This is a genomic window from Nocardioides conyzicola (assembly GCF_039543825.1).
Classification (GTDB): domain Bacteria; phylum Actinomycetota; class Actinomycetes; order Propionibacteriales; family Nocardioidaceae; genus Nocardioides; species Nocardioides conyzicola.
The window spans coordinates 2,405,640-2,432,106 of record NZ_BAABKM010000002.1 but is presented as its reverse complement, the minus strand read 5'-3'; the positions used below and the strand labels follow the sequence as shown (position 1 = coordinate 2,432,106).

29 protein-coding genes are annotated in these 26,467 nt (G+C 72.4%); 15 read left to right on the top strand and 14 right to left on the bottom strand.

The genetic code is table 11. From position 1 onward, the window contains the following. Nucleotides 1-15 precede the first annotated feature (15 nt). Together ABEA34_RS14855 and ABEA34_RS14850 are read right to left on the bottom strand one after the other, a co-directional pair. Entirely contained in the window at nt 16-795 is a 780-nt protein-coding gene (locus tag ABEA34_RS14855; protein ID WP_345522133.1) for an SDR family NAD(P)-dependent oxidoreductase, read from the bottom strand. Then, complete coding sequence (locus tag ABEA34_RS14850) at nt 788-2,353, bottom strand: molybdopterin-dependent oxidoreductase (protein WP_345522132.1); 1,566 nt, start codon at nt 2,351-2,353, stop codon at nt 788-790. The genes ABEA34_RS14855 and ABEA34_RS14850 overlap by 8 nt, the downstream gene beginning before the upstream one ends. 42 nt (nt 2,354-2,395) lie before the next feature. Here ABEA34_RS14850 and ispF point away from each other — a divergent pair, with 42 nt between their 5' ends. Next, nucleotides 2,396-2,869 carry a 2-C-methyl-D-erythritol 2,4-cyclodiphosphate synthase gene (ispF, locus tag ABEA34_RS14845; protein WP_345522131.1) on the top strand — a complete coding sequence of 158 codons (474 nt, stop codon included), beginning with the start codon at nt 2,396-2,398 and terminating at the stop codon, nt 2,867-2,869. Here ispF and nirD read toward each other — a convergent pair. Then, nucleotides 2,866-3,231 carry a nitrite reductase small subunit NirD gene (gene nirD / locus ABEA34_RS14840; protein ID WP_345522130.1) on the bottom strand — a complete coding sequence of 122 codons (366 nt, stop codon included), beginning with the start codon at nt 3,229-3,231 and terminating at the stop codon, nt 2,866-2,868. The two genes, ispF and nirD, sit on opposite strands and share 4 nt — an antisense overlap. A gap of 97 nt (nt 3,232-3,328) precedes the next feature. Here nirD and ABEA34_RS14835 point away from each other — a divergent pair, with 97 nt between their 5' ends. After that, nucleotides 3,329-4,000 (top strand): IspD/TarI family cytidylyltransferase, encoded by a 672-nt coding sequence (locus ABEA34_RS14835; RefSeq protein WP_345522129.1) that lies wholly within the window; start codon nt 3,329-3,331, stop codon nt 3,998-4,000. A 3-nt stretch (nt 4,001-4,003) separates the two neighbouring features. Here the strand turns inward: ABEA34_RS14835 and ABEA34_RS14830 are convergent, their stop codons facing one another. The 3 genes from ABEA34_RS14830 to ABEA34_RS14820 form a co-directional block, all read right to left on the bottom strand. Continuing rightward, nucleotides 4,004-4,564 (bottom strand): sugar O-acetyltransferase, encoded by a 561-nt coding sequence (locus ABEA34_RS14830; RefSeq protein ID WP_345522128.1) that lies wholly within the window; start codon nt 4,562-4,564, stop codon nt 4,004-4,006. Between the two features lie 16 nt (nt 4,565-4,580). After that, nucleotides 4,581-5,138, bottom strand: a complete 558-nt coding sequence (locus ABEA34_RS14825) for a 2-C-methyl-D-erythritol 4-phosphate cytidylyltransferase (RefSeq protein WP_345522127.1) — start codon at nt 5,136-5,138, stop codon at nt 4,581-4,583. A gap of 83 nt (nt 5,139-5,221) precedes the next feature. Next, entirely contained in the window at nt 5,222-5,707 is a 486-nt protein-coding gene (locus ABEA34_RS14820) for a CarD family transcriptional regulator (protein WP_345522126.1), read from the bottom strand. A gap of 314 nt (nt 5,708-6,021) precedes the next feature. Between ABEA34_RS14820 and ABEA34_RS14815 the strand changes: the two genes are divergently transcribed. The 3 genes from ABEA34_RS14815 (at nt 6,022) to ABEA34_RS14805 (ending at nt 8,120) form a co-directional block, all read left to right on the top strand. Further along, nucleotides 6,022-6,759: a UbiA family prenyltransferase gene (locus ABEA34_RS14815; protein WP_345522124.1), complete on the top strand. Its 738-nt coding sequence runs from the start codon at nt 6,022-6,024 to the stop codon at nt 6,757-6,759. 75 nt (nt 6,760-6,834) lie between these two features. Continuing rightward, nucleotides 6,835-7,377: a hypothetical protein gene (locus ABEA34_RS14810; RefSeq protein WP_345522122.1), complete on the top strand. Its 543-nt coding sequence runs from the start codon at nt 6,835-6,837 to the stop codon at nt 7,375-7,377. Next, nucleotides 7,377-8,120 carry a phosphoglyceromutase gene (locus ABEA34_RS14805; protein ID WP_345522120.1) on the top strand — a complete coding sequence of 248 codons (744 nt, stop codon included), beginning with the start codon at nt 7,377-7,379 and terminating at the stop codon, nt 8,118-8,120. The genes ABEA34_RS14810 and ABEA34_RS14805 overlap by 1 nt, the downstream gene beginning before the upstream one ends. Nucleotides 8,121-8,319: 199 nt before the next feature. Here the strand turns inward: ABEA34_RS14805 and phoU are convergent, their stop codons facing one another. Continuing rightward, on the bottom strand, nt 8,320-8,976 hold the full coding sequence (phoU, locus tag ABEA34_RS14800) for a phosphate signaling complex protein PhoU (RefSeq protein WP_345522119.1): 657 nt from the start codon (nt 8,974-8,976) through the stop codon (nt 8,320-8,322). Between the two features lie 120 nt (nt 8,977-9,096). Here phoU and ABEA34_RS14795 point away from each other — a divergent pair, with 120 nt between their 5' ends. The 4 genes from ABEA34_RS14795 to ABEA34_RS14780 all read left to right on the top strand — a co-directional run bounded on the left by ABEA34_RS14795 (nt 9,097) and on the right by ABEA34_RS14780 (nt 12,310). Next, nucleotides 9,097-10,245 carry a sensor histidine kinase gene (locus ABEA34_RS14795; protein ID WP_345522118.1) on the top strand — a complete coding sequence of 383 codons (1,149 nt, stop codon included), beginning with the start codon at nt 9,097-9,099 and terminating at the stop codon, nt 10,243-10,245. Next, the gene (locus ABEA34_RS14790; protein WP_345522117.1) at nt 10,242-10,919 is read left to right on the top strand and encodes a response regulator; all 678 of its coding nucleotides are present in this window, start codon (nt 10,242-10,244) and stop codon (nt 10,917-10,919) included. The genes ABEA34_RS14795 and ABEA34_RS14790 overlap by 4 nt, the downstream gene beginning before the upstream one ends. Nucleotides 10,920-10,996: 77 nt before the next feature. Then, on the top strand, nt 10,997-11,938 hold the full coding sequence (locus ABEA34_RS14785; RefSeq protein ID WP_345522116.1) for a DMT family transporter: 942 nt from the start codon (nt 10,997-10,999) through the stop codon (nt 11,936-11,938). An 18-nt stretch (nt 11,939-11,956) separates the two neighbouring features. After that, complete coding sequence (locus tag ABEA34_RS14780; protein WP_345522115.1) at nt 11,957-12,310, top strand: DUF1304 domain-containing protein; 354 nt, start codon at nt 11,957-11,959, stop codon at nt 12,308-12,310. On the opposite strand, the gene ABEA34_RS14775 is transcribed toward ABEA34_RS14780, so the two are convergent. The 3 genes from ABEA34_RS14775 to ABEA34_RS14765 form a co-directional block, all read right to left on the bottom strand. Further along, the gene (locus ABEA34_RS14775) at nt 12,275-12,793 is read right to left on the bottom strand and encodes a type III secretion system chaperone family protein (protein ID WP_345522114.1); all 519 of its coding nucleotides are present in this window, start codon (nt 12,791-12,793) and stop codon (nt 12,275-12,277) included. The two genes, ABEA34_RS14780 and ABEA34_RS14775, sit on opposite strands and share 36 nt — an antisense overlap. Next, nucleotides 12,790-14,040: a D-inositol-3-phosphate glycosyltransferase gene (mshA, locus tag ABEA34_RS14770; RefSeq protein ID WP_345522795.1), complete on the bottom strand. Its 1,251-nt coding sequence runs from the start codon at nt 14,038-14,040 to the stop codon at nt 12,790-12,792. The genes ABEA34_RS14775 and mshA overlap by 4 nt, the downstream gene beginning before the upstream one ends. Before the next feature lie 81 nt (nt 14,041-14,121). Next, a complete protein-coding gene (locus tag ABEA34_RS14765) occupies nt 14,122-14,454 on the bottom strand; it encodes a hypothetical protein (RefSeq protein ID WP_345522112.1) in 333 nt (110 codons plus the stop codon). Nucleotides 14,455-14,520: 66 nt separating this feature from the next. Here ABEA34_RS14765 and ABEA34_RS14760 point away from each other — a divergent pair, with 66 nt between their 5' ends. Further along, entirely contained in the window at nt 14,521-15,276 is a 756-nt protein-coding gene (locus ABEA34_RS14760; RefSeq protein ID WP_345522111.1) for an SDR family NAD(P)-dependent oxidoreductase, read from the top strand. 119 nt (nt 15,277-15,395) lie between these two features. Next, complete coding sequence (locus ABEA34_RS14755; protein ID WP_345522110.1) at nt 15,396-16,085, top strand: aspartate/glutamate racemase family protein; 690 nt, start codon at nt 15,396-15,398, stop codon at nt 16,083-16,085. Here ABEA34_RS14755 and ABEA34_RS14750 read toward each other — a convergent pair. The 4 genes from ABEA34_RS14750 to ABEA34_RS14735 all read right to left on the bottom strand — a co-directional run bounded on the left by ABEA34_RS14750 (nt 16,082) and on the right by ABEA34_RS14735 (nt 22,091). Further along, nucleotides 16,082-17,359, bottom strand: coding sequence for a protealysin inhibitor emfourin (locus tag ABEA34_RS14750; RefSeq protein ID WP_345522108.1), 1,278 nt, complete (start codon nt 17,357-17,359; stop codon nt 16,082-16,084). The two genes, ABEA34_RS14755 and ABEA34_RS14750, sit on opposite strands and share 4 nt — an antisense overlap. Before the next feature lie 17 nt (nt 17,360-17,376). Then, on the bottom strand, nt 17,377-19,776 hold the full coding sequence (locus ABEA34_RS14745; RefSeq protein ID WP_345522107.1) for a hypothetical protein: 2,400 nt from the start codon (nt 19,774-19,776) through the stop codon (nt 17,377-17,379). Between the two features lie 80 nt (nt 19,777-19,856). Then, on the bottom strand, nt 19,857-20,327 hold the full coding sequence (locus ABEA34_RS14740; RefSeq protein ID WP_345522106.1) for a PPOX class F420-dependent oxidoreductase: 471 nt from the start codon (nt 20,325-20,327) through the stop codon (nt 19,857-19,859). 24 nt (nt 20,328-20,351) lie between these two features. Further along, nucleotides 20,352-22,091: an NHL repeat-containing protein gene (locus tag ABEA34_RS14735; RefSeq protein WP_345522105.1), complete on the bottom strand. Its 1,740-nt coding sequence runs from the start codon at nt 22,089-22,091 to the stop codon at nt 20,352-20,354. A gap of 205 nt (nt 22,092-22,296) precedes the next feature. Between ABEA34_RS14735 and typA the strand changes: the two genes are divergently transcribed. The 4 genes from typA to ABEA34_RS14715 are packed head-to-tail and all read left to right on the top strand — an operon-like array spanning nt 22,297 to nt 26,466. Continuing rightward, complete coding sequence (gene typA / locus ABEA34_RS14730) at nt 22,297-24,186, top strand: translational GTPase TypA (protein WP_345522104.1); 1,890 nt, start codon at nt 22,297-22,299, stop codon at nt 24,184-24,186. Between the two features lie 16 nt (nt 24,187-24,202). Beyond that, nucleotides 24,203-25,567: an MFS transporter gene (locus ABEA34_RS14725; RefSeq protein WP_345522103.1), complete on the top strand. Its 1,365-nt coding sequence runs from the start codon at nt 24,203-24,205 to the stop codon at nt 25,565-25,567. A 36-nt stretch (nt 25,568-25,603) separates the two neighbouring features. Further along, on the top strand, nt 25,604-25,930 hold the full coding sequence (locus ABEA34_RS14720; protein ID WP_345522102.1) for a DUF4333 domain-containing protein: 327 nt from the start codon (nt 25,604-25,606) through the stop codon (nt 25,928-25,930). Continuing rightward, complete coding sequence (locus ABEA34_RS14715) at nt 25,927-26,466, top strand: hypothetical protein (protein WP_345522100.1); 540 nt, start codon at nt 25,927-25,929, stop codon at nt 26,464-26,466. The genes ABEA34_RS14720 and ABEA34_RS14715 overlap by 4 nt, the downstream gene beginning before the upstream one ends. Nucleotide 26,467 lies beyond the last annotated feature (1 nt).

The window sequence follows — 26,467 nt, the reverse complement described above, 5'->3', positions numbered from 1 at the left end:
CAGCCGACAAAACTCTCAGACGCCGTAGCCGCCGTCCACGTCGAGCTTCTGGCCGGAGACGAACCCGGCCCGGTCGGAGGCCAGGAAGCAGACCGCCTCGGCGACGTCGTGCGCGGTGCCGAACCGGCGCATCGGGATGTTGCGCCGGGTGACGGCCAGCGCCTCCTCCGAGAGCTCACCGGAGTCGATCAGGCGCGCGGCCATCCCGTCGGTGAGCATGCCGGGCCCGACGGCGTTCACGCGTACGCCGTACCTGCCCTCCTCGGCCGCCAGCGCCCGCACCATCGCCTCGACCGCCGCCTTGGGCGCCGACGAGAGCCCGTCGCGGACGGGGAACCGGCTGGTCGCGGCCGTGGTCACCGCCACGATCGACCCCTCGCTGGCGCGCAGGTGGGGCAGGGCGGGCGAGACGACGGCGAAGAAGCCGGCGGCGTCGACGGCGAGCTGGGTCGCCATCGCCGACGGCTCCACGCCCGAGAGGTGGGTCATCGGGACGTGCGGGCCGGCGGCGTACACGAGCGTGTGGAGGCCGCCGCGGACGGTGGCCGCCTCCTCGACGACCCGCGCGGCGTCGGCGGCGACGGTCGGCGACCCCAGGTCCAGCGCGTACGCCGACGCGTGGCCGCCCCACTCGCGGCTCGCCTCGACGACGGCCTCGGCCGCCTCCGGGCGGGACCGGTAGGTCACCGCGACGTCGGAGCCGCGGCTCGCCAGCATCCGGGTGATCGCGAGCCCGAGCCCGCCGCTGCCGCCGATCACCAGCGCCAGGCCGGTGCGCCCACCGAAGTCACTCATCCACCGTCTCCGTCGCCTCGAAGCTCCTCGTGTGCCAGCCGGTCGCTCCGTCGGGCAGCACGTCCTGCTCCTCGCCGGTCTGGACCTTGCCGTCGGCATCGGTCGCGCGTACGGCGAGGGTGTGGTCGCCGGGCTCGACGTCGATCGTGGCCGACCACTGCACCCAGGTGTCGGTGCTGGGCACCCGGCCGATCTCGGCCGGCTGCCAAGGCCCGTCGTCGACCGAGATCTCCACCGCGGAGATGCCGGTGTGCTGCGACCAGGCCATGCCGCCGACCCGGCCACCGGAGGCGAGGACCTTGCCCCCGTCGTCGGGGACGTCGATGCGCGACGACATCTTGACCGGACCGAGCTCGGACCAGCCCTTCTTGGTCCAGAACGCCTCGATGTCGGTGAAGCGGGTCACCTTCATCTCCACGACCCACTTGCACGCCGACACGTAGCCGTAGAGGCCCGGCACGACCGTGCGCACCGGGAAGCCGTGCTCGATCGGCAGCGGCCGGCCGTTCATCGCGAACGCCAGCATCGCGTTGCGGTCGTCGGTCAGCGCGGCCAGCGGCGTACCGCACGTCCAGCCGTCGTCGGAGGTCTGCAGCACCGCGTCGGCGTCCGGCTGGACCCCGGCCTCGAGGAGCAGGTCCGCGATCCGGACCCCGCTCCACCACGCGTTGCCGATCAGCTCGCCGCCGACCGGGTTCGACACGCAGTTGAGCGTCATCCAGGCCTGGGTCACCTGCCGGTCGATCAGCTGCTGGTAGGTCACCACCACCTCGCGGTCGACCATCCCGTGGATCCGCAGCTGCCAGTCGGACGGCTCGATCGTCGGCACCACGAACGCCGTGTCGATCCGGTAGAAGTCGCGCGCCGCGGTCCCCCACGGCGTCAGCCCGTCCAGCCCGACCCGGACGCCGGGGGGCACCTGCGGCGCGGTCACCCCCGGCAGCCGGAGCAGCCGCCGGGCCTCCTCCACGTGCCGGCGGCCGCGGCCCACCACCCGGCCCACGGTGCCGGCGACGGTGGCGCCCGCGACGATGATGCCGGCGCGCAGCAGGAAGGTGCGCCGCGTGTGGTCCGACGGGTGCGGCTCGTCCGGCACCTGCGGCGGGCTCTCGGCCAGCACCCGCTCGTGCCGGTGCAACGGCTCGGTGAGCAGCGACAGGCAGACCACCCAGGTCGCGAACCCCACCGCGATCGGCAGGATGTCGATGGCGCCGGAGCCGCGCTGCCGCGAGACGGCGACGCCGCCGAGGAGGGCGAGCACCGCGAAGACGATCGTCGGCGCCCACCAGGAGCGCCGGGCCAGGCGGCCGGCCCAGGCGAAGAGCAGCGCGGAGAGCACCAGGATCACCAGCAGCAGGAACTGCTTGTCGTGCCGGCCGAGGATCCGGATCGCGCGCTCGACCAACGGCCCGGGGGTCAGCCGCGTCACCAGCTCGGCCACCGCCGTCACCGGCGAGTCCCGCGTGGTCAGCACCATCGCCACGAAGTAGCTCGCGGCGAGCCCGGCGAAGCCGGCGACCAGCCCGGCCGCCGACCACCTGCCCCACGAGGTCCTCACACAGGTGATTCTGTCCTAGAGGTTCTCGGGCATGATCGTCGTGTGGCCCAACTCCCCCGCGTCGGCACCGGCACCGACGTCCACCGGCTCGTCGACGGCGCCCCTCTGCACCTCGCCGGCCTCGCCTGGCCCGACGAGCCGCAGGGCCTCGAAGGCCACTCGGACGCCGACGTGGCCGCGCACGCCGCGTGCGACGCGCTGCTCTCGGCGGCCGGTCTGGGCGACCTCGGCTCCCACTTCGGTACGGCGGAGCCGCAGTGGGCCGGTGCGTCCGGTGCGGCCCTGCTGACCGAGACCGCAGCCCGGGTGCGGGCGGCGGGCTTCGAGGTCGGCAACGTCGCGATCCAGGTGATCGGCAACCGCCCGCGGCTCGGCCCGCGCCGGGGTGAGGCGGAGGCCGTGCTGTCGGCCGCGGTCGGCGCGCCGGTCTCGGTCTCGGCCACCACCACCGACGGGCTCGGGCTCACCGGCCGCGGCGAGGGCGTCGCCGCGATCGCGACGGCGCTCGTCTACTAGGCCGCATCGACCTTCCGCTGGCCGACCAGCACGACGCCCTCGACCACGCGGACGTCGTACGCCGGGACGGAGACGTGGTGGTCGTCGAGGCAGCGGCCGCTGCGCAGGTCGAAGGCGTGCTTGTGCGACGGCGACGCGACGAACGGCACCCCCTCGCGGGTGCCGACGATGCCCTTGGCGAGCACGGAGGCCTTCGCGAACGGGTCGTGGTTGCCGAGCGCGTAGACCTGGTCGTCCTGGGTCCGGAAGATCGCGATCGCCTGGCCGTGCACCAGCGCTGTCGCACCACGCTCCACGGCGAGCTCGACGATGCGGCACACGGGCTGCCACTCCTCCGCGCGCTGGTCGGCGACAGGCGTCATCCGAGGGCCCCTTCCTGGTCCCCCGAACGTAGGGGCGGTGCGTCAAGCACCTGTTTCGCCATGTAACAGCCGTGAAAACACTCCCTAGACTCTGCGGGTGCCAGCCGCCGTCGTGATCCTCGCCGCCGGGACCGGCTCCCGTGTCGGAGCCGGCTCCAACAAGGTGCTGCTGCCCCTGGGCGACCGGGCGGTGCTCGCCTGGTCGGTGCGCGACGCCACCGCCCTCGACGACGTACGCCGGGTCCTCGTGGTGGTGCGCGGCGGGGAGCAGGACGTGGTGGCCGCCGCCCTGCAGCCCCACCTCGGCGGCGCCGAGGTCGGCGTGGTCGAGGGCGGCGCCAGCCGGCACGCGTCGGAGTGGGCCGCCCTGCGCGCGCTCCAGCCGCTGATCGACACGGGCGAGGTCGACGTGATCGCCATCCACGACGGCGCCCGGCCGCTCGCGGGGTCGGCGCTCTTCGCGGCGACGATCGCGGCCGCCCGGGACCACGGCGGCGCCATCCCCGTCGTCCGGCTGCCGGGACTGCTGGCCCGCGACGGCCGCGTCCTGCCGCCGGAGCTCGACGGCGTCCAGACCCCTCAGGCGTTCCGGGCCGCCACCCTGCTGGCGGCGTACACCTCGGCGGCGGCCGACGGCTTCGAGGGCACCGACACCGCGGCCTGCTGGTCGCGCTACTCCGACCTGCCCGTGGCCGCCGTGCCCGGCGCGCCGGCCAACCTGAAGATCACCTTCCCCGAGGACCTGGCGACCGCCCTGCGCCTGGCGTGAGGCTCAGAGCTCGCGGACGACCCGGGCCGGGGACCCGATCGCGACGACCCCGGCGGGCAGGTCGCGGGTGACCACCGACCCCGCACCCACGACGGTGTCGGCACCGATGGTGACGCCCGGGAGCACGATCACCCCGCCGCCGAGCCACACGTTGTCGCCGATCGTGATCGGCGCGGCCGACTCCCACTTGTCGCGGCGCGGGCCGCTCTCCAGCGGGTGGATGGCGGTCAGGAGCTGGACGTTCGGCCCGATCTGGACGTCCTCGCCGACGGTCACCGGGGCGACGTCGAGGACGACGAGGCCGAAGTTCGCGAACGAGCGCGCGCCGAAGCGCGTGTGGTGCCCGTAGTCGCACTGGAACGGCGGCCGGATGTCCGCGCCCTCGCCGTACTCGCCCAGGAGCTCGGTGAAGAGCTCGCGGAGCGTGTCCACGTCCGCCGGGTCCGTCTGGTTGATCCGGAACGACCGGGACCGGGCCCGCCGCATGTCGGCGTCCAGGTCGGGGTCGTCGGGGCGGTAGCTCTCGCCGGCCGCCATCCGCTCGCGCATCGACTTCTCGGTCACGAGGCGAACCTAGTGGCTAGCCACCGGCGGTCAGCGCCTCGAGGAGCCGCAGGTCGTCGACCGACCCGACCCGGCGGGCCTCGGGCGGCGCCTCGACCAGCTCGACCGGGTAGCGGCGGCCCAGCTCGCCGGCGAGCTCGGCGAAGTCGGTGCTCGGCAGGCGCTGCAGCGAGGCCACGACGGTGGCGGGCAGCACGATCGGCGACGCCACGGTGACCAGCCCGCCACGGTCGACGGTCTCCCCGACGACGCCGTCCGTCACCACCTTGACGGTGTCGGTCACCGGCCGGACCCCGACCACGACGCACCCGCGGTCCACGGCCCGGGCGAGGCACTCGGCGATGAACGCCGGCGGCGTCATCGGGCACAGCGGGTCGTGGAGGACGAACGGCTCCTCGGAGTCGACCAGCCCCTCCCACGCCGTCCCGAGGTCGACGGTGGTGACCCCCGCCTCCCCGAGCGCCCAGGCGGCCGCGGCGACGAGCGACTCACCGTGGATCAGCGCGTACGGCAGGCTCCCGCGGTCGTCGTCCAGGACCGTGCCCAGCGCCAGGAGCTCGTCGTCGTCGTACACGCCGTCGACCCTAAGCCCCTTACGGACGCAGCAAGGCCCCCGGCGAACCGGGGGCCTTGCTGACAATCAACGTCGAACAGTGCTCAGGAGGCGAGGACCTCGTCGAGCAGCGCCTCGGCCTTGTCCTCGTTGGTGTGCTCGGCGAGCGCGAGCTCCGACACCAGGATCTGACGGGCCTTGGCGAGCATGCGCTTCTCCCCGGCCGACAGGCCGCGGTCGCGCTCCCGGCGCCACAGGTCGCGGACGACCTCGGACACCTTCATCACGTCGCCGCTGTGCAGCTTCTCGAGGTTGGCCTTGTAGCGGCGCGACCAGTTGGTCGGCTCCTCGACGTGGGCGGCCCGGAGGATGTCGAACACGCGGTCGAGACCCTCCTTGTCCACGACGTCGCGGACCCCGACCAGGTCCAGGTTGCAAGCGGGCACTCGCACGACCAGGTCCTGCTGGGCGACGATCCGGAGTACGAGGTACTCCCGGTCCTCTCCCTTGATGGTCCGCATCTCGATGTCCTCGATGATCGCGGCCCCGTGATTCGGGTAAACAACCGTTTCGCCGACGGTGAAAGTCATATGTGAAGTACCCCTTCCTAGGTAACGATTCTAACACGCCATCCCTGAGACCTCTTCATCGTTTGCGCAGGTCAGGGGCACAATCGGGGCTTGACAGAACCGCATCGGGTGTGGTGGCCGGCCCCTCGTGGACGGGTTCGCGTGCAGTTGTGAAGCCCGAACAGGCATACCTGCGGGGCCGCTGGTCGATACTGCGGGGTATGTCGCCCCGCCTGCTTCGACGGAGGACGGAACCGGCCGAGCCAGCGCCCGCCGGAACCGGTTCCACGGCCACCACCACCGTCCCCGACGACCCCGCCGAGGCCCCACCAACGGTGAGCGCGCCCACCCGGGAGCGGCGCCGTACGCTCGCGCACACCACGCCGGTCCTGCTGCTCCGCGCCGCCCACCCCCGCGTGGCCGCGCTCACCGCGGCCGGGATGGCGATCGCCGCCGCGATCTCCGGCAGGCCGGGCCGCGAGGTCGGGCTCGTGCTGGCGACGGTGCTGGTGGGCCAGGCCGTGCTGGGCTGGCACAACGACCTCGTCGACCGCGTCCGGGACGCCAAGCGCCTCCCCAGCGGGAAGCCCCTCGCCGACGGCTACCTCGACCCCGGCACCGCCTGGTTCGCCTGGGGGTGCGGTGTGCTGCTGGTCGTCCCCTTGGCGGTCTCCAACGGCGTCACCGCCGGCTGCATCTACCTCGTCTCGCTCGGCATCGGCCTGGTCGGCAACATCCTGCTGCGCAACGGCCTGTTCTCGTGGCTGACCTGGGCGGCGGCGTACTCGCTCTATCCCGCGTTCCTCTCGTACGGCGGCTGGGGCGGTCAGACGACCGGCAACCCGCCCCAGGTCGCGATGGTGGTGCTGGCGGCCGCGCTGGGCGTCGGGGTGCACGTCCTGTGCGCCCTGCCCGGGCTGGTGGCGGACCACGAGAACGGCTTCCGCCACCTGCCGCTGCGGCTCGCCCTCAAGATCGGCGCGACCCGGCTGCTCCTCGTCGCGCTCGTCTGGACGGCGCTCGCCCTCGTCGCGCTGCTGCTGGTCGGGAACGCGGTCGGTCTCAGGCAGTAGGGGCGTCCGACCCGGCCCGGCCGGACCGCTAGGCTGAGCCCGCACCCGTCGTCGCCCCACGTGAAGGCTCTGAAGATGCAGCTTCGCCGTTCCGCTCGCCTGCTCGCCGCCGCGGGAGCGCTCCTGCTCGCCGCCCCGGTGCTGACCTCCTGCGGCTTCGACTACGCGACCGACCGGCCGTACACGCCGGGCACCGGTACCAACGACCATGACACCAAGGTGGACGTGCTCGGGGCCGTGGTCGTCAGCGCCGTGGACGGCTCCGGCACGCTGATCGCGTCGTTCTCCAACAACGAGACGGACAAGACGGCGACGGTCGACACGATCGCCGGCACGGGCGACGACAGCGCGCTCACGATCGGCGACTTCGACCCGATCGAGATCCCGGCCGGCGGACTGGTCAACCTGGCCGACTCAGACACCTCGGTGACCATCACGGGCGACTTCGCGACCGGCGACTTCGTGTCGCTCGAGTTCACCTTCGGCGACGGCAGCACCGCGAAGCTGGACGTCCCCACCGTCAAGGACTGCTACGAGTACACCGGTCTCGACGCCACGGCCGAGACAGGCACTCCTCCCGACGAGTGCAAGCCCGAAGCACCGGTGGCTGAGCACTGATGACGTACACGCTGGTCCTGCTCCGCCACGGCGAGAGCGAGTGGAACGCCAAGAACCTCTTCACCGGGTGGGTCGACGTCCCGCTCAACGACAAGGGCCGGGCCGAGGGCATCCGGGCCGGCGAGCTCCTCCGCGACGCCGGCGTCCTCCCCGACGTGGTCCACACGTCCCTGCTCCGCCGGGCGATCAACACCGCCGCGACGGCGCTCGACGTCGCCGACCGGCACTGGATCCCGGTCAAGCGCTCCTGGCGCCTCAACGAGCGCCACTACGGCGCGCTGCAGGGCAAGAACAAGAAGGAGACCCTGGACGCGTACGGCGAGGAGCAGTTCATGCTCTGGCGCCGCTCGTTCGACGTCCCCCCGCCGCCGCTCGACGACGACAGCGAGTTCTCCCAGGCCCGGGAGCCGCAGTACGCCGACCTCGGCGACGACCTGCCCCGCACCGAATGCCTCAAGGACGTCATCGTCAGGTTCCTCCCCTACTGGGAGTCCGCGATCGTCCCCGACCTGCAGGCCGGCAAGACGGTCCTGGTCGCCGCCCACGGCAACAGCCTGAGGGCGCTGGTGAAGCACCTCGACGGGATCAGCGACGAGGACATCGCCGGGCTCAACATCCCCACCGGCATGCCGCTGGTCTACGAGCTCGACGAGTCCCTGAAGCCCACCGTCGCCGGCGGCACCTACCTGGACCCCGAGGCTGCGGCCGCCGCTGCGGCCGCGGTCGCCAACCAGGGTCGCTGAGCAGGCGTGCGCGACGAAGTCGCGCACGCCGTGGGCTCAGGGAGATTGAGCAAGCCCCGTGACCGAGGAACGAGGTCGCGACGGGCGGGTCGAAATCCGCTGAGCGAGCGACTCGGTCTCGACACGCGCCTTCTGACTTCGCAGGCTCAGTCAGAGCGCTTGCTCGACCACCATCAGCGGATCCGCTGACGCGCCTCCGCTACGCGTCGACCGAGCTCGGGTTCTCGCCGGTGACGACGAAGATCACCCGGTTGGCGACGGAGACGGCGTGGTCGGCGATCCGCTCGTAGTACCGGCCCAGCAGGGCGACGTCCACGGCCGCCTCGACGCCGTGGCTCCAGTCCGTGGAGAGCAGCTCGGCGAAGCTCGCGCGGCGCAGCTGGTCCATCTCCTCGTCCGCGCTGACCAGCGCGAGGGCGTCCTCGACGTTGCGTTCGGTGATGATCGTGGAGACCCGGGTGACCATGTCCTCGGCGACCAGCGCCATCCGCTCGATGATCGGCCGCACGGCGGCCGGGACGGCCAGGTTGGGGACGCGCAGCCGCGCGATCTTCGCGACGTGCACGGACAGGTCACCCATCCGCTCGAGCTCGCTCACCATCCGCAGCGCGGCGACGACGGTGCGCAGGTCGCTGGCGACCGGCTGCTGGAGCGACAGCAGCAGGAACGCCGAGTCCTCCACCCGCTCCCGCGAGCGGTCGATCTCGACGTCCGCGCTGATCACCTTCTCGGCGATCTCGGCGTCGCCGGTGAGCAGTGCTTCGGTCGCAAGCCGTACGGCGATCTCGACGTTGCCGCAGATGGCGGCGAGGTCGTGGAAGATGCCGTCGAGCTGTTCGTGGAATGCCTCTCGCATGGCACAGACCCTAGGCATGGTAGATGTCCAGCCGGGGTTGTGACGTGAACGACGGGTGAACGTTCGGAAGCCCAGGCCTCCTCGGCGAACTCCCGCTGAATTCCCTCGTACGATTCATGTGTGGATGCGACGACGCAGGCGTTTATCGCCGCGATCATCGGCGCCGTCGTCGCCGGCGGCGCGGTGCTCGCGTGGCACGTCAGCGACCGCCAGCAGCACAACGCGTCGGTCGCGACCGAGGAGCCCGTCGTGCCCGCCGGGGTGGCCACCGTCCTCTCGGTCCTCAAGAGCAGCGCGGTCGTCGTCGACGACAGCGACACGGTCCTCAAGGCCTCGGCGCCGGCGTACGCGATGGGTCTGGTCCGCGGGCAGGAGCTGGTCTCCGCCGAGCTCGCGACGATGGTCCAGCAGGTCCGGCGTGACGGACAGATCCGCGAGACCGAGCTGGTCATGGTCCGGCCCGGCATGCCGTCGCGGCACGTCACGGCTCGGGTGGCGCCCCTCGGCGCGCGCCTGGTCCTCGCGCTGGTCGAGGACCGCACCCGGGAGCGCCGGGTCGAGGCCGTGCGCCGCGACTTCGTGGGCAACGTCAGCCACGAGCTGAAGACCCCGGTCGGGGCCATCCGGCTGCTGGCCGAGGCCGTGCACGAGGCCGCCGACGACCCCGAGTCGGTCAAGCGCTTCTCCGACCGGATGCTGATCGAGAGCGAGCGCCTGTCGCGGCTCGTGCAGCAGGTCATCGAGCTGTCCCGGCTGCAGGGCGACGACCCGCTGGAGGCACCGGTCCCGGTCCCCATCGACGGCGCGATCGACATCGCCGTCGACACCAGCGCGATCGACGCGGTGTCCAAGCACATCGCCGTCGTCACCAGCGGGGTCAAGGGCGTCGAGGTGCTGGGCAACAGCGAGCAGCTCACGGCGGCGATCTCCAACCTGGTCGCCAACGCGGTGTCCTACTCCGAGACGGGGTCGACCGTGCTGGTCTCCACGAAGGTCGACGACCACAACGTGTCGATCTCCGTGGTCGACCAGGGCATCGGCATCCCGACCGAGGAGATCGACCGCATCTTCGAGCGTTTCTACCGGGTCGACCCGGCCCGGCACCGTTCCACCGGTGGCACCGGACTCGGCCTGTCCATCGTCAAACACGTGGCCGCCTCGCACGGTGGCGACGTCAATGTGTGGTCAGTCGAGGGTCAAGGGTCTACGTTCACCTTGACTCTCCCCCGCTACATCTCCGCCAGGGAGAGCCAGGAGGCAGACCGGTGACTCGCGTACTCGTCGTTGAGGACGAAGAGAGCTACAGCGAGGCGCTCGCGTACATGCTGCGCAAGGAAGGCTTCGAGGTCGCGATCGCGGCGGACGGCAACGCCGCCCTGACCGAGTTCGACCGCAACGGGGCCGACATCGTGCTTCTCGACCTGATGCTGCCCGGCATCCCCGGCACCGAGGTGTGCCGCCAGATCCGGCAGACGTCGAGCGTGCCGGTGATCATGGTGAGCGCCAAGGACGACGAGGTCGACAAGGTCGTGGGGCTCGAGCTCGGCGCTGACGACTACGTCACCAAGCCCTACTCGCCGCGTGAGCTGGTGGCGCGCATCCGCGCCGTACTGAGGCGTGGGCAGGAGCCCGACCTGGCGCCCGCCACCCTCGAGGCCGGCCCGGTGCGGATGGACGTCGAGCGCCACGTGGTGACGGTCGACGGCTCGGCGCAGCGGCTGCCGCTCAAGGAGTTCGAGCTGCTGGAGATGTTCCTGCGCAACCCGGGCCGGGTGCTCACCCGGGGTCAGCTGATCGACCGGGTGTGGGGCTCCGACTACGTCGGCGACACCAAGACGCTCGACGTCCACGTGAAGCGGCTCCGCGCCAAGATCGAGCCGGACCCGGGCGAGCCGAAGTACCTCGTCACCGTGCGCGGGCTGGGCTACAAGCTCGACCTCTGAGCTTTCTGGCAGCCGATCGCCCAACCACGTCCGAAAACCGCGTGCCGCTCGTCGGTGGGCGTCCCTAGTCTGGGTCGGTGACGAGCACCGCGACGCCCCCGACCACTCCGGCGACCGACACCACCGCCGCCTGGTTGCCGGTGACGGCCGTCGCGATCACGCTGGTGTTCTGGGCGTCGGCGTTCGTCGCCATCCGCCACCTCGGCGAGGACTTCTCGCCGGGCGCGCTCTCGCTGGGCCGGACCCTGGTCGGCGCGCTCTGCCTCGGTGTCGTCGCGCTGGCTAGCCAGGGCCTCCCGCGCCCGACCGGGCGGCAGTGGGTCTCGCTCGTCACGATCGGCGTGCTGTGGTTCGGCGTCTACAACATCGCCCTCAACGCCGGCGAGCGCCGCGTCGATGCCGGCACGGCCGCGATGCTGATCCAGGTCTCCCCGGTGCTGGTCGCGGTGCTGGCCGCGGTCTTCCTCAACGAGAGGTTCACCGTCTACATCGGCCTCGGCCTCGCGCTCGCGTTCACCGGCGTCGGCCTGATCAGCATGTCGTCGTCGGAGTCCAGCGACCACGACGTGATCGGCGTCCTGCTCTGCCTGGTCTCGGCGGTCGTCTACTCGATCAGCCTGATCCTGCAGAAGCCGCTCGTCGCCAGGCTCCCGGCCATCCACGTGACCTGGCTGGCGTGCACGATCGGCGCGATCGCGTGCCTTCCGTTCGTGGGACAGCTGGTCGAGCAGACACGCGACGCACCGACGTCGTCGGTGCTCTGGGTCGTCTACCTCGGGGTCTTCCCGACGGCAATCGCGTTCACGACGTACGCCTACGCCCTCCAGCACATGAGCGCCAGCAGCCTCGCGATCACGACCTACCTGGTCCCGCCGATCACGATCGTGATGGGCCTGGTCTTCCTCGACGAGGCGCCGCCCGCGATGGCGTACGTCGGTGGCGTGCTCGCCCTGGTCGGCGTGGCCGTCGCGCGACGCAAGCCCAAGACGGTCGCTCAAGAGGTCTCGCCGCCCGCCTGAGGCTGCCATGCTGCTCGCGTGAGCATCCTCGCCAGCATCCTGGTCGGCCTCGTGGCCGCGCTGCACCTCTACTTCCTGGTCCTCGAGATGTTCCTCTGGACCAAGCCCCTCGGCCGCAAGACCTTCGGCAACACCGCGGAGTTCGCCGACGCGAGCAAGGTCCTGGCGGCCAACCAGGGCCTCTACAACGGCTTCCTGGTCGCGGGCCTCGTGTGGGCGCTGGCGACCCAGGAGCTCGACGTCGCGGTGTTCTTCCTCGCCTGCGTGATCGTGGCGGGCGTATACGGCGCGGTGACGGTCAGCAGGCGGATCCTGGTCGTCCAGGCGGTGCCGGCGCTACTCGCGCTGGTCGCCGTCCTGGTCTCCTGGTGAGTCCTCCAGCCAGCCGCGGAACGCCTCCAGGTTGGCCGTCGGCTCGCCGCGCAGCTTGCGCCACTCCCACTCCTTGCGGATCGAGCTGGCGAAGCCGAGCTCGAGGATAGTGTTGAACGACTCGTCGGCGTAGGTCAGCACCGAGCCGAGCAGCCGGTCGAGCTCGTCCGACGTGACGGCGGCGAGCGGCAGCCGGCCGTCGAGGTAGATGTCGCCGAGCCGGTCGACGGCGAACGCGACGCCGTACATCTTGAGGTTGCGCTCCAGCAGCCAGCGGTAGACCCGCTCGTGCTCCTCGTCGGGCTTGCGGCAGACGAAGGCGTGCACCCCCAGCGCGTGCGAGCCGACGTCGAGACGGACCGCCGTCTGCAGCTTCTTCTCCCCGGGCAGCGAGAACGAGAAGACCCCCTCGGAGACCTCGTCGTACTCCACCTCGGCGGACTCGAGGTGGTCGCGGATCACCTGGCGGGGGTCGTCACTCATGCGAGGGACTGTGCCATCTCGGCGTGCGCGCGCCGGTAGACGGCGAGGGTGCGCTCGGCGGTGCGCTCCCACGAGAAGCGTCGTGCCTGCTCCAGCGCGCCACCCTCGAGGCGCAGCCGGAGTGCGTCGTCCTGGACGACCCGGCGCAGCGCGTCGGCCCAGGCGCGGGGCTCGTGGCCGTCGACGAGCAGGCCGCTGTAGCCGTCGCGGACGACGGTGGTGAGGCCGCCGACCGCGGCGGCGACGACGGGAGTGCCGGTCGCCTGGGCCTCGGCGGCGACCAGGCCGAAGGACTCGTTGTACGACGGTACGGCGACCAGCGTCGCGGCCGAGCACCACCGGGCGAGCTCGGCCTGGGCGACGGGCGGCACGAAGCGCACCACGTCGTCGAGGCCGAGGTGGGAGGAGAGCTGCGCCAGGGACTCCGGGTGCTCGAGGCCGGAGCCGGACGGTCCGCCGACGATCGGCACGACCAGCCGCGACCGGAGCTCCGGCTGCTGGACGAGCAGCTCGGCGACCGCGCGCAGGAGCACGTCGGGGGCCTTGAGCGGCTGGATCCGGCCGGCGAAGAGCAGCACGGCGGCGTCGCGCGGGAGACCGAGCTCGGCGCGGACGGTGGCCTGGTCGTAGGGCCGGAAGACGTCGAGGTCGACCCCGGGGTGCACCACCTCGACCCGAGCCGGTTCGGCGTCGTACAGGCTCACCAGCTGCTGGGCCTCGAGGTCGGTGTTGGCGATGAGCATGTCGGCGGCCTCGACCACCTGCTCCTCGCCGATGATGCGCGCCATCGGCTCGGGGGTGTCGCCCTCGGCGAGCGCGGCGTTCTTGACCTTGGCCATCGTGTGCATCGAGTGCACGAGGGGAACGCCCCAGCGGTCGCGCGCCAGCGCGCCGACCTGTCCGGACAGCCAGTAGTGGGAGTGCACGACGTCGTAGTGGCCGAGCGGCTGGGTGGCCTCGGCCCGCAGCACCTCGCGCGCGAAGACGCACAGCTGACCCGGCAGCTCGCCCTTGCTCAGGCCCTCGAACGGGCCGGCGTGGATGTGGCGCACCTGCACCCCGTCACCCGCGGGGACGACGGGATCGAGCGCGGAGCTCGTGGCGCGGGTGAAGATGTCGACCTCGATGCCCTGGGCGGCCATCTGGCGGGCCAGCTCGATGACGTAGACGTTCATCCCGCCGGCGTCCCCGGTGCCCGGCTGGTCGAGCGGGGAGGTGTGCAGGCTGATCATCGCCACCCGCCGCATCGGCTCCACGCGCACCCCGTTCTCGAACGTAAATCGGTCCGACCACGGTGAACAAGCGGCCGGCGCGGTTGATTCCCGGCCTCAGGCGGCGTGGCTGCCCCGGTGGGCGTGGGTCGGTCCGCGAGAGAGTACGACGACGCCGACCAGGGTCGCCGTCACCCCGGCCGCGGTGAGGATCGCCCCGTCGTCGGCAGCGTCCCGCAGCAACAGCAGCACCGAAGCGACGAGGCCGAGGAAGCAGACGCCGGCGATCACCCGGAGCCAGGTCGCGCTGCGGCTCGCCAGGCCGGCGCCGGCGCCGACGACGGCGAGCGCCAGCAGCACCGCTCCGACCGCACCCAGGGGAGCCACCCAGAGCGCCGCGATCCAGCAAAGCCCTCCCAGGACGGCCGCGACGGCCATCACTGTGCGCATGCCTTGCTCCTCTCGCAGGGGGGACCACCAGTCACGACCCCTACCCCGATCGTCGACAATGAACCCATGAGCGCTCAGCAGACGCCCGCGAAGACCGCCGTCGTCACCGGTGCCAGCAGCGGCATCGGTGCGGCCACCGCCCGCCAGCTTGCCGCGGCCGGCTACCACGTCTACTGCGCCGCCCGCCGGGTCGACCGGATCGAGGCGCTCGCCGCGGAGATCGGCGGTACGGCGGTCGAGTGCGACGTCACCTCCGAGGAGTCGGTCACCCGCCTGGCCGAGGTGGTCGGCGAGCGGCTCGACGTACTCGTCAACAACGCCGGCGGCGCGTTCGGCGCCTCCCCGGTCTCGGCGGCGGACAGCGACGAGTGGCGCCAGATGTACGAGGTCAACGTGATCGGCCTGATGCAGGTGACCCGCGCCCTGCTGCCCGCCCTGGTCGCCACCGGTGCGGGCGCGATCCTCAACGTCGGCTCGACCGCGGGCCGGATCGCCTACGAGGGCGGCGCGGGCTACACGGCGGCCAAGCACGGCACCCAGGTCGTCACCGAGACGCTGCGGCTGGAGCTCTGGGACCAGCCGGTGCGGATCATGGAGATCGCGCCGGGGATGGTGAAGACCGACGAGTTCGCGCTGGTGCGGTTCGAGGGCGACCGGGAGAAGGCAGAGGCGGTGTACGCCGGCGTGGCGGAGCCGCTCGTCGCCGAGGACATCGCGGACGCGATCACCTGGATGGTCACCCGTCCCGCCCACGTGAACATCGACGAGCTGGTGATCCGGCCGCGGGCGCAGGCGGCCCAGCACAAGGTGCATCGGACCTGATCCCGGCGCCGTCGGCGTAGCCACGGACGAGATGGCTCCTCAGGACCCCTCGAAAGAGCCATCTCGTCCGTGGCTATGCCCACAGGCGCATCCCACCCGCGTCTGACAGACTCCCGGCCATGCAGACGATCGGACTCGTCGGGGGCCTCAGCTGGGAGAGCAGCGCGGTCTATTACCAGGAGCTCAACCGGGGGGTCGAGGCCCGGGTCGGCGGCCTGTCGTCGGCCAGGACGGTGATGGCGTCGGTGGACTTCGCGGAGGTCACCGCGCTGCAGGAGCAGGAGCGGTGGGACGACGTCGCCGAGATCCTGTCCGCCGCCGCGCGCGGGGTCGAGGCGGGCGGGGCGGACTTCCTGCTGCTGTGCACGACGACCTTCCACCGGGTCGCCGACCAGGTGGCCGACGCCGTCGGCATCCCGCTGCTGCACCTCGCCGACGTCGTGGCGGAGGAGTGCAAGGCGAAGGGCCTGGAGTCGGTCGGGTTCCTCGGTACGACGTTCGCGATGTCCCGCACCTTCTTCACCGACCGGATCGCGTCGCACGGCCTGACCGTGCACGTCCCGGACCCACGCCACCACGAGGCCCTCAACCGGGTCATCTACGACGAGCTCGTGCACGGCAAGGTGCTCGACGACTCCCGTCGTACCGTCGTCGGCCTGATCGACGAGCTGTGGGACGCCGGCGCCGGCGGGGTCATCCTCGGCTGCACCGAGCTCGAGCTGCTGGTCAAGCAGGCGGACGCCGACATCCCGGTCCTGCCGGGCACCGCGCTGCACGTCGCCGCCGCACTCGACCGCGCGCTCGCCTAACGGTCCAGCACCAGCTCCGCGAGCCGCCGCAGGTCCGGCGTGAGGTGCTGCTCGGCGACGGTGGCGCAGTCGCCGCAGAGGTCGAAGTCGTAGACGTAGCGGTCGGGCTGGGGCGCCTCGGAGGGCACCGCGCGCAGGTCAACGCGCTCGACGAGCGAGGCGACCTCCGACGCGCGTGGGTCGTCGCTGTCGAGGTCGAGCTCGCCGCCGGTGCGGAGGCCGGCGAAGCCGCCGGTACGCCGCACCGACACGCGCCGAACCGCGGCGACCTGGGGCCCCGAGGCCGGGGCCGCCGACGCGCCAGGCGTCACCCCGACCGTCTCCCACGCCGCACCGACCGCATCGGCGTGCGTGCCGGCGGCCGCGACCGTGGCGCCGGCGAAGGCCGCGAAGTCGGAGGACGGCCCGACCGAGCCGCCCGTCAGCGCGTCGTACCAGACCCGGCCGGCCCCCTCCCAGGTCGTGCCGCCGATCGCGACGGCGGCCAGCTGGAAGGCGCGGTTGGGGATCCCGGAGTTCAGGTGCACGCCGCCGTTGTCGTCGGACGTCGAGACGAAGTCGTCGAGGTGGCCGACCTGCGGGTCGCGGCCGAGCACCGGGTCGTCGTACGCCGTCCCGGGCGCGGCCATGTCGCGCAGCGCCCGCGCCCGGATGCCCGCGACGAAGATGCCCGCGCCGACCAGCCAGTCGGCCTCGGCCGGCGTCTGCCCGAGCAGCCGCTGCTTCAGGCACGCGGCGAAGACGTCGGAGACCGACTCGTTGAGCGCGCCGGGCTGGTCGCGGTAGACGAGCCCGGCCGTGTGCTCGGTGACGGCATGGGTGAGCTCGTGGCCCAGCACGTCGACGGGCTGGGTGAAGCGCCCGAAGACGCGCCCGTCCCCGTCCCCGAACACCAGCTGGCTGCCGTCCCAGAACGCGTTGTCGTAGTCCTGCCCGTAGTGGACGGTCAGGCTGACCGGAGCCCCCGCGCCGTCGTACGACGCCCGCCCGTAGACCTCGGCGAAGAGCGCCAGGGCACCGGTGATGCCGACCGCGGCCTCGTCGACGGCCGCGTCGCCGGAGGCCGGTGAGCCTGCCGCTCGGACGGCTCGCCCCGGCAACGTCGTCGTGTGGTCGGCCGTGTGCACCGTCCACGCGGGTCCTGGTGCCGCCGGCACGACCGTCCGTGCCGCGACCGGCACGGACCGGCCCGCGCGCAGGGCCTGGTCCACCACCAGGCTCTCGGGGGCGACCCGGGCGAGGAGGTACGGCGGCACGAACCGGCAGCGGCCCATGCCCCCCAGCCTGTCACTCAGCTGGGTGGGTCCACCAGGATCGAGTCGGTGTACGTCGTGCCGGACCCGTCGTACCGCACGTAGACCGTCCAGGTGAGCGCGAGCCCGGGGATCGAGGGCAGCACCCAGTCGTAGGTGCAGCCCGCGGGGACGACCGCGACCGTCTCGTGCTCGAAGCCGGGGGTGTTGGACAGGTGCACGGTGGTCGCACCGCGGGGCGCCCGCAGGGCGAGCGAGACGAACGACGACGAGGTCGATGCCGCACCCCCGTTGATCTCGACGCCGACCGGACCGACGCACGCGTCCGCCGCAGCGGGCGCGGACCGCGCCGCCCCCGAGCCCGACCCGTTGCGGGCGACCACCAGGCAGCGGATGGTCGCGTCGGCGTCGTCGCTGCCGACGAGGTAGGTCCAGGCGCCGTTGGCGACGGTGACCCCGTCGCGCTGCCAGAGCGGGATGACGGCGGTGGGGTCGCCGCTCCAGGCGCCGGGGTCGCAGGTGAGGGCCTGGCCGGCGACCGGGTTGCCGGAGACCGTGGGCGGCGTCAGGTTCAGCGGCGCGCGATCGGACGGGGTCACGACGGTGCGCCCCGGGGAGCTCGCCGAGGTGCTGCCGGCGGGGCTGGTGACCGTCACCGTGCACCCGAGCCGGGCGCCGACGTCTGCGTTGAGGACGACGTACTTCGACGACGCGGTGTCGGCGATCGGCACGCCGTCGCGCCACCACGCGTAGGCGAAGGGAGCCGACCCGCCCGACCAGCTGCCGGGCGCACAGGTGAGCGCCGTACCGACCGCTTCGACGCCGGTGACCGCCGGCGGCTCGGTGTTGATCGGCCGGCCCACCCGCGCCGCGCGCACGGTCACGGGCGCCGACGTGGCGTCGGTGGTGCCGCCGGCGTTGGTCGCCGTCACCACGCAGCTGAGCTCGGTGTCCGCGTCCGCGGGGACGGTCGCGTACGTCGTCGCGGTGGCGCCGAGGATGGTGAGGCCGTCGCGGCGCCACCGGCGGGTGTAGGTGATCCCGGTCCCGCTCCACGTGCCGGCGTCGCAGGTGAGGGTCTCGCCGACGGTCGGGGTCCCGGTGATCGACGGAGCCGTGACCAGGACCGGCGCGACCAGCGACCCGCCGACGACGACGACCGCGGCCGACGACCTGGTGGTACTGCCGAAGCTGTTCGTCGCCGTGACGACACAGGTCAGTGAGGTGCCGGCGTCGGTCGCGGTGACGACGTACGTCGAGGAGGTGGCTCCGGCGATCGTGGTGCCGCCGCGCTGCCAGCCGTAGGCGTAGCGGATCGTCCCCGCGGCCGGACCGCCGGCGCCGTACCAGGCACCCGGGTTGCAGGTCACCGTCGCGCCGACCGTGGCGCTGCCGGAGATGCTCGGAGCCGTGGAGCTGGTCGGGCCGCCGGGATCGTCGTCGCCCAGGTCCGACCCGCTGCCTCCGGTGCCGCGTCCCGCACGGACGGTGGTGGCCCAGTAGGTCCAGCCACTGGTGTTCCAGCGCTGGACGCGGCGGTTGCCGCTGTCGGCGATGAAGAGGTTCCCCGAGAGCTGGCCGCGGTCCTGGGGGTACTGCGCGAGCGCGCTCGGCGCGTCGAGGCGACCGGCGGCACGGCTGGCGCGCGGCGGGTGGCCGAGCGTGCGGTAGACGTTGAAGTCGTGGTTGGTGTCGAGCAGGAAGACCGCGTTGTTGGCCAGGTCGGTGACGGTCAGCTGGCCCATCTGGTCGACGGCGATCCCGCTGGGCCGCGGGCGTACGCCGCCGGCGGGCCGGCGCACCCCGACGACCCGCCAGGGCCGCATCGAGTCGCGCACCCGGTCGGCCCGGTAGGCGGCGATCCGGCCCGCGTCGGGCAGGGCGACGTACACCGTGGCGCCGCGACCGGACTGCGCCGCGCCGTACGTGATGCCCCTCGGGTGGTCGCTACCGGGGAGGTCGACCGTCGCGAGGAGCCGACCGCCTAGCCCGTAGACCGACATCGTGCCGGCGCACCGGTTGGCCACCCAGACCTTGCCGCCGCCGACGGTGAGCCCGCCGTAGCGCGTGGCCGGGCTGCCGGTGCAGGAGCCGCCCGCGCCGTCGAAGTGCCGCAGCACCCGACCGCCCGGGCCCAGCAGCGAGACGCTGGAGCCGTAGTCGACCCAGATCTGACCGCTGCTGGTGACGGAGAGCCCGGAGACCGGGTCGTCCTGGTCGAGCGGGACCGCACCGATGCGGCGGCCCCTCACGTCCAGCTCGAGGAGCCGGCCACCGCTCGCGAAGCCGACGTACGACGCGCCGGAGGGCGCGACCGCGACCGCGGTCGGGGCGTCGACGCCGGCGGCGGACGCCGGTTGGAGGGTCGCCAAGGAGGCGGTCCCGAGGCCCGCGGAGATCAGGGCCAGGCAGATGAGCCGGCCCGCAAGGGCCATCACAGCGCGAGGTTAACCCGCGAGTAGCAAGCGGGCGGGTTATCTCGGAAGACGCGCGATCGGGCTGGACCGGTCTGTACCAGTCAGGCCGGCGCGCGGTCCGGCGGGAAGCCGCCGGTAGCGACCGGTCCCCAGCTGTCGACGGTGATCCGGATCAGGGACTTGCCCTGGCGACGCATCGCCTCGCGGTACTCGTCCCAGTCCGAGTGCTCCCCGGAGATGCAGCGGAAGTACTCCACCAGCCCGTCCTCGGCATCCTGCGACGGCATGTCGAGGACCTCCGCGGTGCCGTCGACCTGGACCCACGCGTCGTCCCACTCGTCGGAGAGGACCAGCACCGAGGCAGCCGGTCGCCGGCGCAGGTTGACCGCCTTCGCGCGGTCCGGGTAGGTGGAGATCACGATGCGGCCGCTGTCGTCGACCCCGCCCGTCACGGGCGAGACCTGGGGGCTGCCGTCGGACTTCGTGGTGACCAGGACGAGGTGGTGGCGGGTCCGGACGAAGTCCAGCAGCTGGTCGAGCCCGACCCGGTCGGCGGTGGCGATGCGGGGCATGGGGTCACGGTACCCAGCGAGGGCTCAGCCCAGCCGGAAGCGGTACCACTTGCTGCGGAGGCCGGCGCGGTCGGTGACCTGGATCCACCGCAGCTGGCTGCTGTCCCACGAGACGACGTCGGCGGGCCACCCGAACTTCTTGGTGCTGGACCGGGTCTTCCCGACCCGCGCGAACGCGATCCCCGTGCCGCGGTCGGTCGCCCGGATGCGGAGCACCCAGCCCTGGCGCGCGGTGATCCACTTCGCGGTCACCTGGTGGATCACCGGAGCGGCGCCGTCGAGCAGGACGTGGTCCTTCACGACGCCCGCGACGCCGGGGAACCGCACCGACACCACCTTCGGCCGCGCGCTCGGCCCGCCGTCGAGCGTCCACGGGTAGCGGCAGCCGGACACCAGCGGCTTGCGGTCGAAGTGCCGGAACCCGTCGTTCGAGATCTCGACCTCGTCGGCCCCCTCGGGCGCCCGGATCCGCAGCGTGACGAACGGCTTCGCCACGACCTTGCCGCTCCGCTCGATGCGGACCGACGGCCCGCCGCGGCAGGTGGTGACCGGCCCCGTCGGCACACCGTCGCCGACCGCGACCGGCTCGCTGGTCGCGGGGGCGCTGTCGCCGACGGCGTTCGTCGCCGTGACGACGCAGCTCAGCTCGGTCCCGAGGTCCTCGGCGGTCACGACGTACGTCGCGCCGGTCGCGCCCGCGATCGGCTCGTCGTCGCGCAGCCAGGTCTGGGCGTACGACGTGGGCGCGCCCGTCCAGGCACCGGTGCTGCAGCTCAGCTCGGCGCCGACGACGGGGTCGCCGCTCACCGTCGGCGCCTCGGCGTTGCTCGGGGTGCCGGGTGCGCTGGGCGGCTTGGTGTCGGCCATCCAGCGGGTCGTGCCGCCCACGGTCCACCGCTGCACGCGACCGTTGCCGGTGTCGGCCACCCAGAACTGGCGGCCGACCTTCGCCCCGCCCTGGGCGACGTCCGCCGGTCGGCTCAGGTAGCCCTTGGTGGTGGCGGCGGTCGGCGGGTGGCCGAGGGTCCGGTAGAGCGAGTACTTCGTGGCGGCGTCGTAGAGGTAGAGCCCGTTGGACGCGGAGTCGAGCACCGCGAGGTGGCCGTGGTCGTCGGCGGCCAGCCCGCCGGGCCGGCTGCGGGTCACGGTGACGACCGGCTTCGACCGGCCGTTCAGCCCGGCTGCGTCGTAGCCGTAGACCTTGCCGGCGTCGGGGACGGAGACGTAGAGGCGCGCGGGGACCTTCCTGAACGCCGGCGCCCAGGCGATCCCGCGCGGGCTCGCGGATCCCGGCAGGTCGACGGTCGCCTTCAGCGTGCCGCTCCGGCCGTAGACGCCGACGGTGCCGCGGCAGCGCTCGGCGACGTACACGAGCGATCCGGTCACGTCGATGCCGCCGTAGCGGCCGGCGTCCGCCGAGCAGCTCGCGGCGGGCCGGTGCGGGAAGGACCCCCGCACCGCGCCTGCGGGGCTCAGCCGCGTGACGGTCGAGCCGTCGTCCGCCCACACGTCGCCGCCGGGGTCGACGTCGAGCGCCGTGACCGGCGCCCCGAGCGCGATCGAGCCGGCGGGAGTGCCGTCGGCGGCGAGCACCACCAGGCCGGCGACGCCGGCGAACCCGACGTACGACGTCCCGTCCGCGGCGACCGCCACCGCGGTGGGCCGACCGGAGCTCACGGCTGAGGCCGGGAGGGCAGGCGCGGCGACGAGACCCGCGACGGCCACCACCACTGTCAGCGCAGCACGAAGCGCTCGTCCCCCCACGGGTCCCAGGGTACTGGGGTCTGCGGGTTTCACCGGGCAGCCGGTGAAACCCGCACGACACGCCGGGCGGACTCGGCGCGTCGTGCGGGTTTCGGCGGACAAGTCCGCCGATTTCACCGATGCGGGCCGCGGCGTCGACCGCGACTAGACTCGACGAGGCCCGTTTGGGCCGCATCGCCCACCCGAACGGAATGCTGCAGCGCGCATGTCGACCACCACTCGCACCGATCTCCGCAACGTCGCCATCGTTGCCCACGTTGACCATGGCAAGACGACGCTCGTCGACGCGATGCTGCGCCAGGCCGGCGCCTTCACCGAGCACCAGGCAGAGAGCGTGGCCGAGCGGGTCATGGACTCCGGCGACCTGGAGCGCGAGAAGGGCATCACGATCCTCGCGAAGAACACCGCGGTGCACTACGCCGGTCCCGCCGGTGGCGGTCAGCCGATGGTCATCAACATCATCGACACCCCCGGCCACGCCGACTTCGGTGGCGAGGTCGAGCGCGGCCTGTCGATGGTCGACGGCATCGTGCTGCTGGTCGACGCCTCCGAGGGCCCGCTGCCCCAGACCCGCTTCGTGCTGCGCAAGGCGCTGAACGCCGACATGCCGGTGATCCTGGTCGTCAACAAGACCGACCGCGGCGACGCCCGCATCGCCGAGGTCGTCGACGAGACGTACGAGCTCTTCATGGACCTCCTCGACGAGAGCCACAGCCAGGACGCGCTCGACTTCCCCGTCGTCTACGCGTCGGGTCGCGCCGGCATCGCGAGCCTCACCGCCCCCGAGAACGGCACGATGCCCGAGGGCACCGACCTCGAGCCGCTGTTCAAGACGATCCTCGAGACCATCCCCGCCCCGACGTACACCGAGGGCGCGCCCCTGCAGGCGCACGTCACCAACCTCGACGCCTCGCCGTTCCTCGGCCGGCTCGCGCTGGTCCGGGTCCACGAGGGCACCCTGAAGAAGGGCCAGCAGGTCGCGTGGATGAAGCGCGACGGCACGGTCAAGAACGTCAAGATCACCGAGCTCCTCGTCACCGAGGGCCTCGAGCGCCAGCCGGGCGAGAGCGCCGGTCCCGGCGACATCGTCGCCATCGCCGGCATCCCGGAGATCACCATCGGCGAGACCCTCGCCGACATCGAGAACCCGGTCGCGCTGCCGCTCATCCACGTCGACGAGCCCGCGATCTCGATGACCATCGGCACCAACACCTCGCCGCTCGTCGGCCGGGTCAAGGGCTCCAAGGTCACCGCCCGCCTGGTGAAGGACCGCCTGGACTCCGAGCTCGTCGGCAACGTGTCGCTGCGCATCCTCCCGACCGAGCGTCCCGACGCCTGGGAGGTGCAGGGCCGCGGCGAGCTGGCGCTGGCCATCCTGGTCGAGCAGATGCGGCGCGAGGGCTTCGAGCTGACCGTCGGCAAGCCGCAGGTCGTCATCAAGGAGATCGACGGCAAGGTCCACGAGCCCGTCGAGCGCCTGACGATCGACGCCCCGGAGGAGTACCTCGGCGCGATCACCGAGCTGCTCGCCGCCCGCAAGGGCCGCATGGAGCAGATGACCAACCACGGCAGCGGCTGGGTGCGGATGGAGTTCATCGTCCCGGCCCGTGGCCTGATCGGCTTCCGCACGCAGTTCCTCACCGACACCCGCGGCACCGGCATCGCCCACGGCATCTCCGAGGGCTACGAGCCGTGGGCCGGCGAGATCCGCTCGCGCAACAACGGCTCGCTCGTCGCCGACCGCAAGGGCGCCGCGACGGCGTACGCCATGACCTCGCTGCAGGAGCGCGGCGTGATGTTCCTCGAGCCGACCACCGAGGTCTACGAGGGCATGATCGTCGGCGAGAACTCCCGCGCCGACGACATGGACGTCAACATCACCAAGGAGAAGCAGCAGACCAACATCCGGTCCGCCACCTCCGACAACTTCGAGAAGCTGATCCCGGCGAAGAAGCTGTCGCTCGAGCAGAGCCTCGAGTTCTGCCGCGACGACGAGTGCGTCGAGGTCACGCCCGACTCGGTCCGGATCCGCAAGGTGATCCTCGACCAGAACGAGCGCGCCAAGATCGCCTCGCGGGCCCGCAAGTCCAAGTAACCACCACGACGACACCGTGACGGACCGGGGTGGGCAGCAGCGACTGCTGCTGCCCACCCTGGCCCTGCTCACCACGATCACCGCGGTGGTCAGCAGCCTCGGCGCGCCGCTGGTCCCGTCGATCGCGGAGACGTACGACGTCCGCCTGACGACCGCGCAGTGGTCGCTGACCGCCACCCTGCTCATCGGGGCGGTCGCCACGCCGGTCGTCGGCCGGTTCGCGAGCGGGCGGCTGCGCCGTCCCACCATCCTGGTCGGGCTCGCGGTCGTGACGGCCGGCACCGCCCTGGCCGTCGTCCCGATGTCGTACGGCGTGCTGGTGGCCGGTCGCGCGATGCAGGGCGTCGGCATGGCGCTGCTGCCGCTCGCGATCGCCGTGGCCCGCGACGCCCTGGTGGGCGAGCCGATGAACCGCGCCATCGCGCTGCTCTCCGTCACGACGGTGGCCGGTGCCGGGCTGGGCTACCCGCTCACCGCGCTGGTGGCCGAGGTCGGCGGGCTGCACGCGGCGTACGCGCTCGGGACGCTCCTCGCCGCGGCGACCCTCGTGATGGCCTGGCGCTACCTGCCCGGCAGCGACGAGGTCGCGCCGATGCGGGTGGACTGGGTCGGCGCCGCGCTGCTGAGCGGCGGCCTGCTGGCGGTGCTGCTGGCGGTGAGCGAGGGCGAGGTGTGGGGCTGGTCGTCTCCCCTCACGCTGGGCCTGGGCGCCGCGGGGCTGACGCTGCTCGTGCTCGCGGTCGTCTGGACGCTGCGCAGCGCGACGCCGCTGATCGACCTGCGGATGGCCGTGCGCCCCGGGCTCGCGGCACCCAACCTGGTCGCGTTCGTCGCCGGCCTGGGCATGTACTGCCTCCTCACCCTGTCCGTCGTCCTGGTGCGTGCCGACGAGCCCGGCTTCGGGCTCGGCCAGCCGGTGCTGGTGGCGGGGCTGATCCTGGTGCCGTACTCGCTGCTGAGCGTCCTCGGCAACCAGCTCGCCCGGGTCGTGCGCGTCCGCCTGGGTCCGGCGCTGCTGCTCCCCACGGGCTGCCTGATGTTCCTCGTGTCGACGGTCCTGCTGGCCGTGGCGCACGCGCACCTGTGGCAGCTGCTGGTCGCGATGGCGCTCGGCGGAGCCGGCAGCGGCTTCACCTTCTCCTCGCTCGCCGTGCTGATGGTGCCGCACGTGCCGCAGGCCGAGACCGGCAGCGCGATGGCGTTCAACCAGGTGCTGCGCTACCTCGGGTTCACGATCGGCAGCGCCCTGAGCGTCGCGCTGATGGCGGCGTACGGCGGCGGCAGCCACGGCTTCCGCGCGACCCTCCTGACCGTGTCGTCGATCTTCGTGGTCGCTGCGACCGGTGCCGTGGTGCTCGACCGGCGGCTGCGCGTCCGCTGAGGTTTGGCCACCCGCGCCCAGAGTCATCATCTGGGCGTGAACATCTCTCGCGTGCTCAGTCCCGCCGTCGCCCTCGTGGCCCTCGTGGCGCTCGCCGGTTGCGGCAACTCGACCCCCACCGTGGACAAGTCCAAGCTCGAGGACGAGATCTCGTCCAAGCTCGAGGCCCAGGTCGGCACCGCCCCGGACGACATCTCGTGCCCGAAGGACCTGAAGGGCAAGAAGGGCACCACGATGCGCTGCACCCTGACCGCCGGCGAGGACAAGCTCGGCGTCACCGTCACGGTCACCAGCGTCGACGGCAAGCAGGTGAACTTCGACGCCGAGGTGGACCAGATGGACGACAGCGGGTCGTCGTCGTGACCATGCCTCCGCAGGGCTACGAGCTCTTCCGCCGGGTCCAGCAGGCGGCCGAGGGCACGCCGTACGTCGTCAACGAGACCGACAAGGGCTTCGACGTGACCCTCAACATCGTCGACGCCCAGTGGTACGGGCTCTTCAACAAGGCGGGGCTGAAGAAGGTCTTCATCCACCACGTGGCGTTCCCGGACGACGGGACCTACGCGATCACCGACGACGCCCGCACCCTCGAGTGGGTGGCCGGATCGCCGCGCATCGGCGGCTCGATGGAGCGGCAGGTCGGGCGGATCAAGGAGTTCGGCGTGCAGAAGGTCTACGCCTTCGACGAGCACGGCAACTTCGGGAAGCAGGTCGACTACGCGTTCAGCTCCGACGAGGGTCGCGGGCTGATCACGGGTCGGGCCGAGCAGCTCGGGCTCCAGGAGGTCCGCGGCGGGGCCGAGAAGATCGGGCTGGTCTTCGCCGTCATCGGCATCGGCGGCGCGCTGGTCACCCTGGTCGTGCTGCTGATCTGCTGGCAGGCCGGCGTCTTCGGCTGAC

Bases quoted from the DNA above. Each gene is read 5' to 3' on its own strand.
- ABEA34_RS14855 (WP_345522133.1), bottom strand. From the start codon at position 795: ATGAGTGACTTCGGTGGGCGCACCGGCCTGGCGCTGGTGATCGGCGGC.
- nirD (WP_345522130.1), bottom strand. From the start codon at position 3,231: ATGACGCCTGTCGCCGACCAGCGCGCGGAGGAGTGGCAGCCCGTGTGC.
- ABEA34_RS14820 (WP_345522126.1), bottom strand. From the start codon at position 5,707: ATGACTTTCACCGTCGGCGAAACGGTTGTTTACCCGAATCACGGGGCC.
- ABEA34_RS14810 (WP_345522122.1), top strand. From the start codon at position 6,835: ATGCAGCTTCGCCGTTCCGCTCGCCTGCTCGCCGCCGCGGGAGCGCTC.
- ABEA34_RS14805 (WP_345522120.1), top strand. From the start codon at position 7,377: ATGACGTACACGCTGGTCCTGCTCCGCCACGGCGAGAGCGAGTGGAAC.
- phoU (WP_345522119.1), bottom strand. From the start codon at position 8,976: ATGCGAGAGGCATTCCACGAACAGCTCGACGGCATCTTCCACGACCTC.
- ABEA34_RS14775 (WP_345522114.1), bottom strand. From the start codon at position 12,793: ATGAGTGACGACCCCCGCCAGGTGATCCGCGACCACCTCGAGTCCGCC.
- mshA (WP_345522795.1), bottom strand. From the start codon at position 14,040: ATGCGGCGGGTGGCGATGATCAGCCTGCACACCTCCCCGCTCGACCAG.
- ABEA34_RS14765 (WP_345522112.1), bottom strand. From the start codon at position 14,454: ATGCGCACAGTGATGGCCGTCGCGGCCGTCCTGGGAGGGCTTTGCTGG.
- ABEA34_RS14760 (WP_345522111.1), top strand. From the start codon at position 14,521: ATGAGCGCTCAGCAGACGCCCGCGAAGACCGCCGTCGTCACCGGTGCC.
- ABEA34_RS14755 (WP_345522110.1), top strand. From the start codon at position 15,396: ATGCAGACGATCGGACTCGTCGGGGGCCTCAGCTGGGAGAGCAGCGCG.
- ABEA34_RS14750 (WP_345522108.1), bottom strand. From the start codon at position 17,359: ATGGGCCGCTGCCGGTTCGTGCCGCCGTACCTCCTCGCCCGGGTCGCC.
- ABEA34_RS14740 (WP_345522106.1), bottom strand. From the start codon at position 20,327: ATGCCCCGCATCGCCACCGCCGACCGGGTCGGGCTCGACCAGCTGCTG.
- typA (WP_345522104.1), top strand. From the start codon at position 22,297: ATGTCGACCACCACTCGCACCGATCTCCGCAACGTCGCCATCGTTGCC.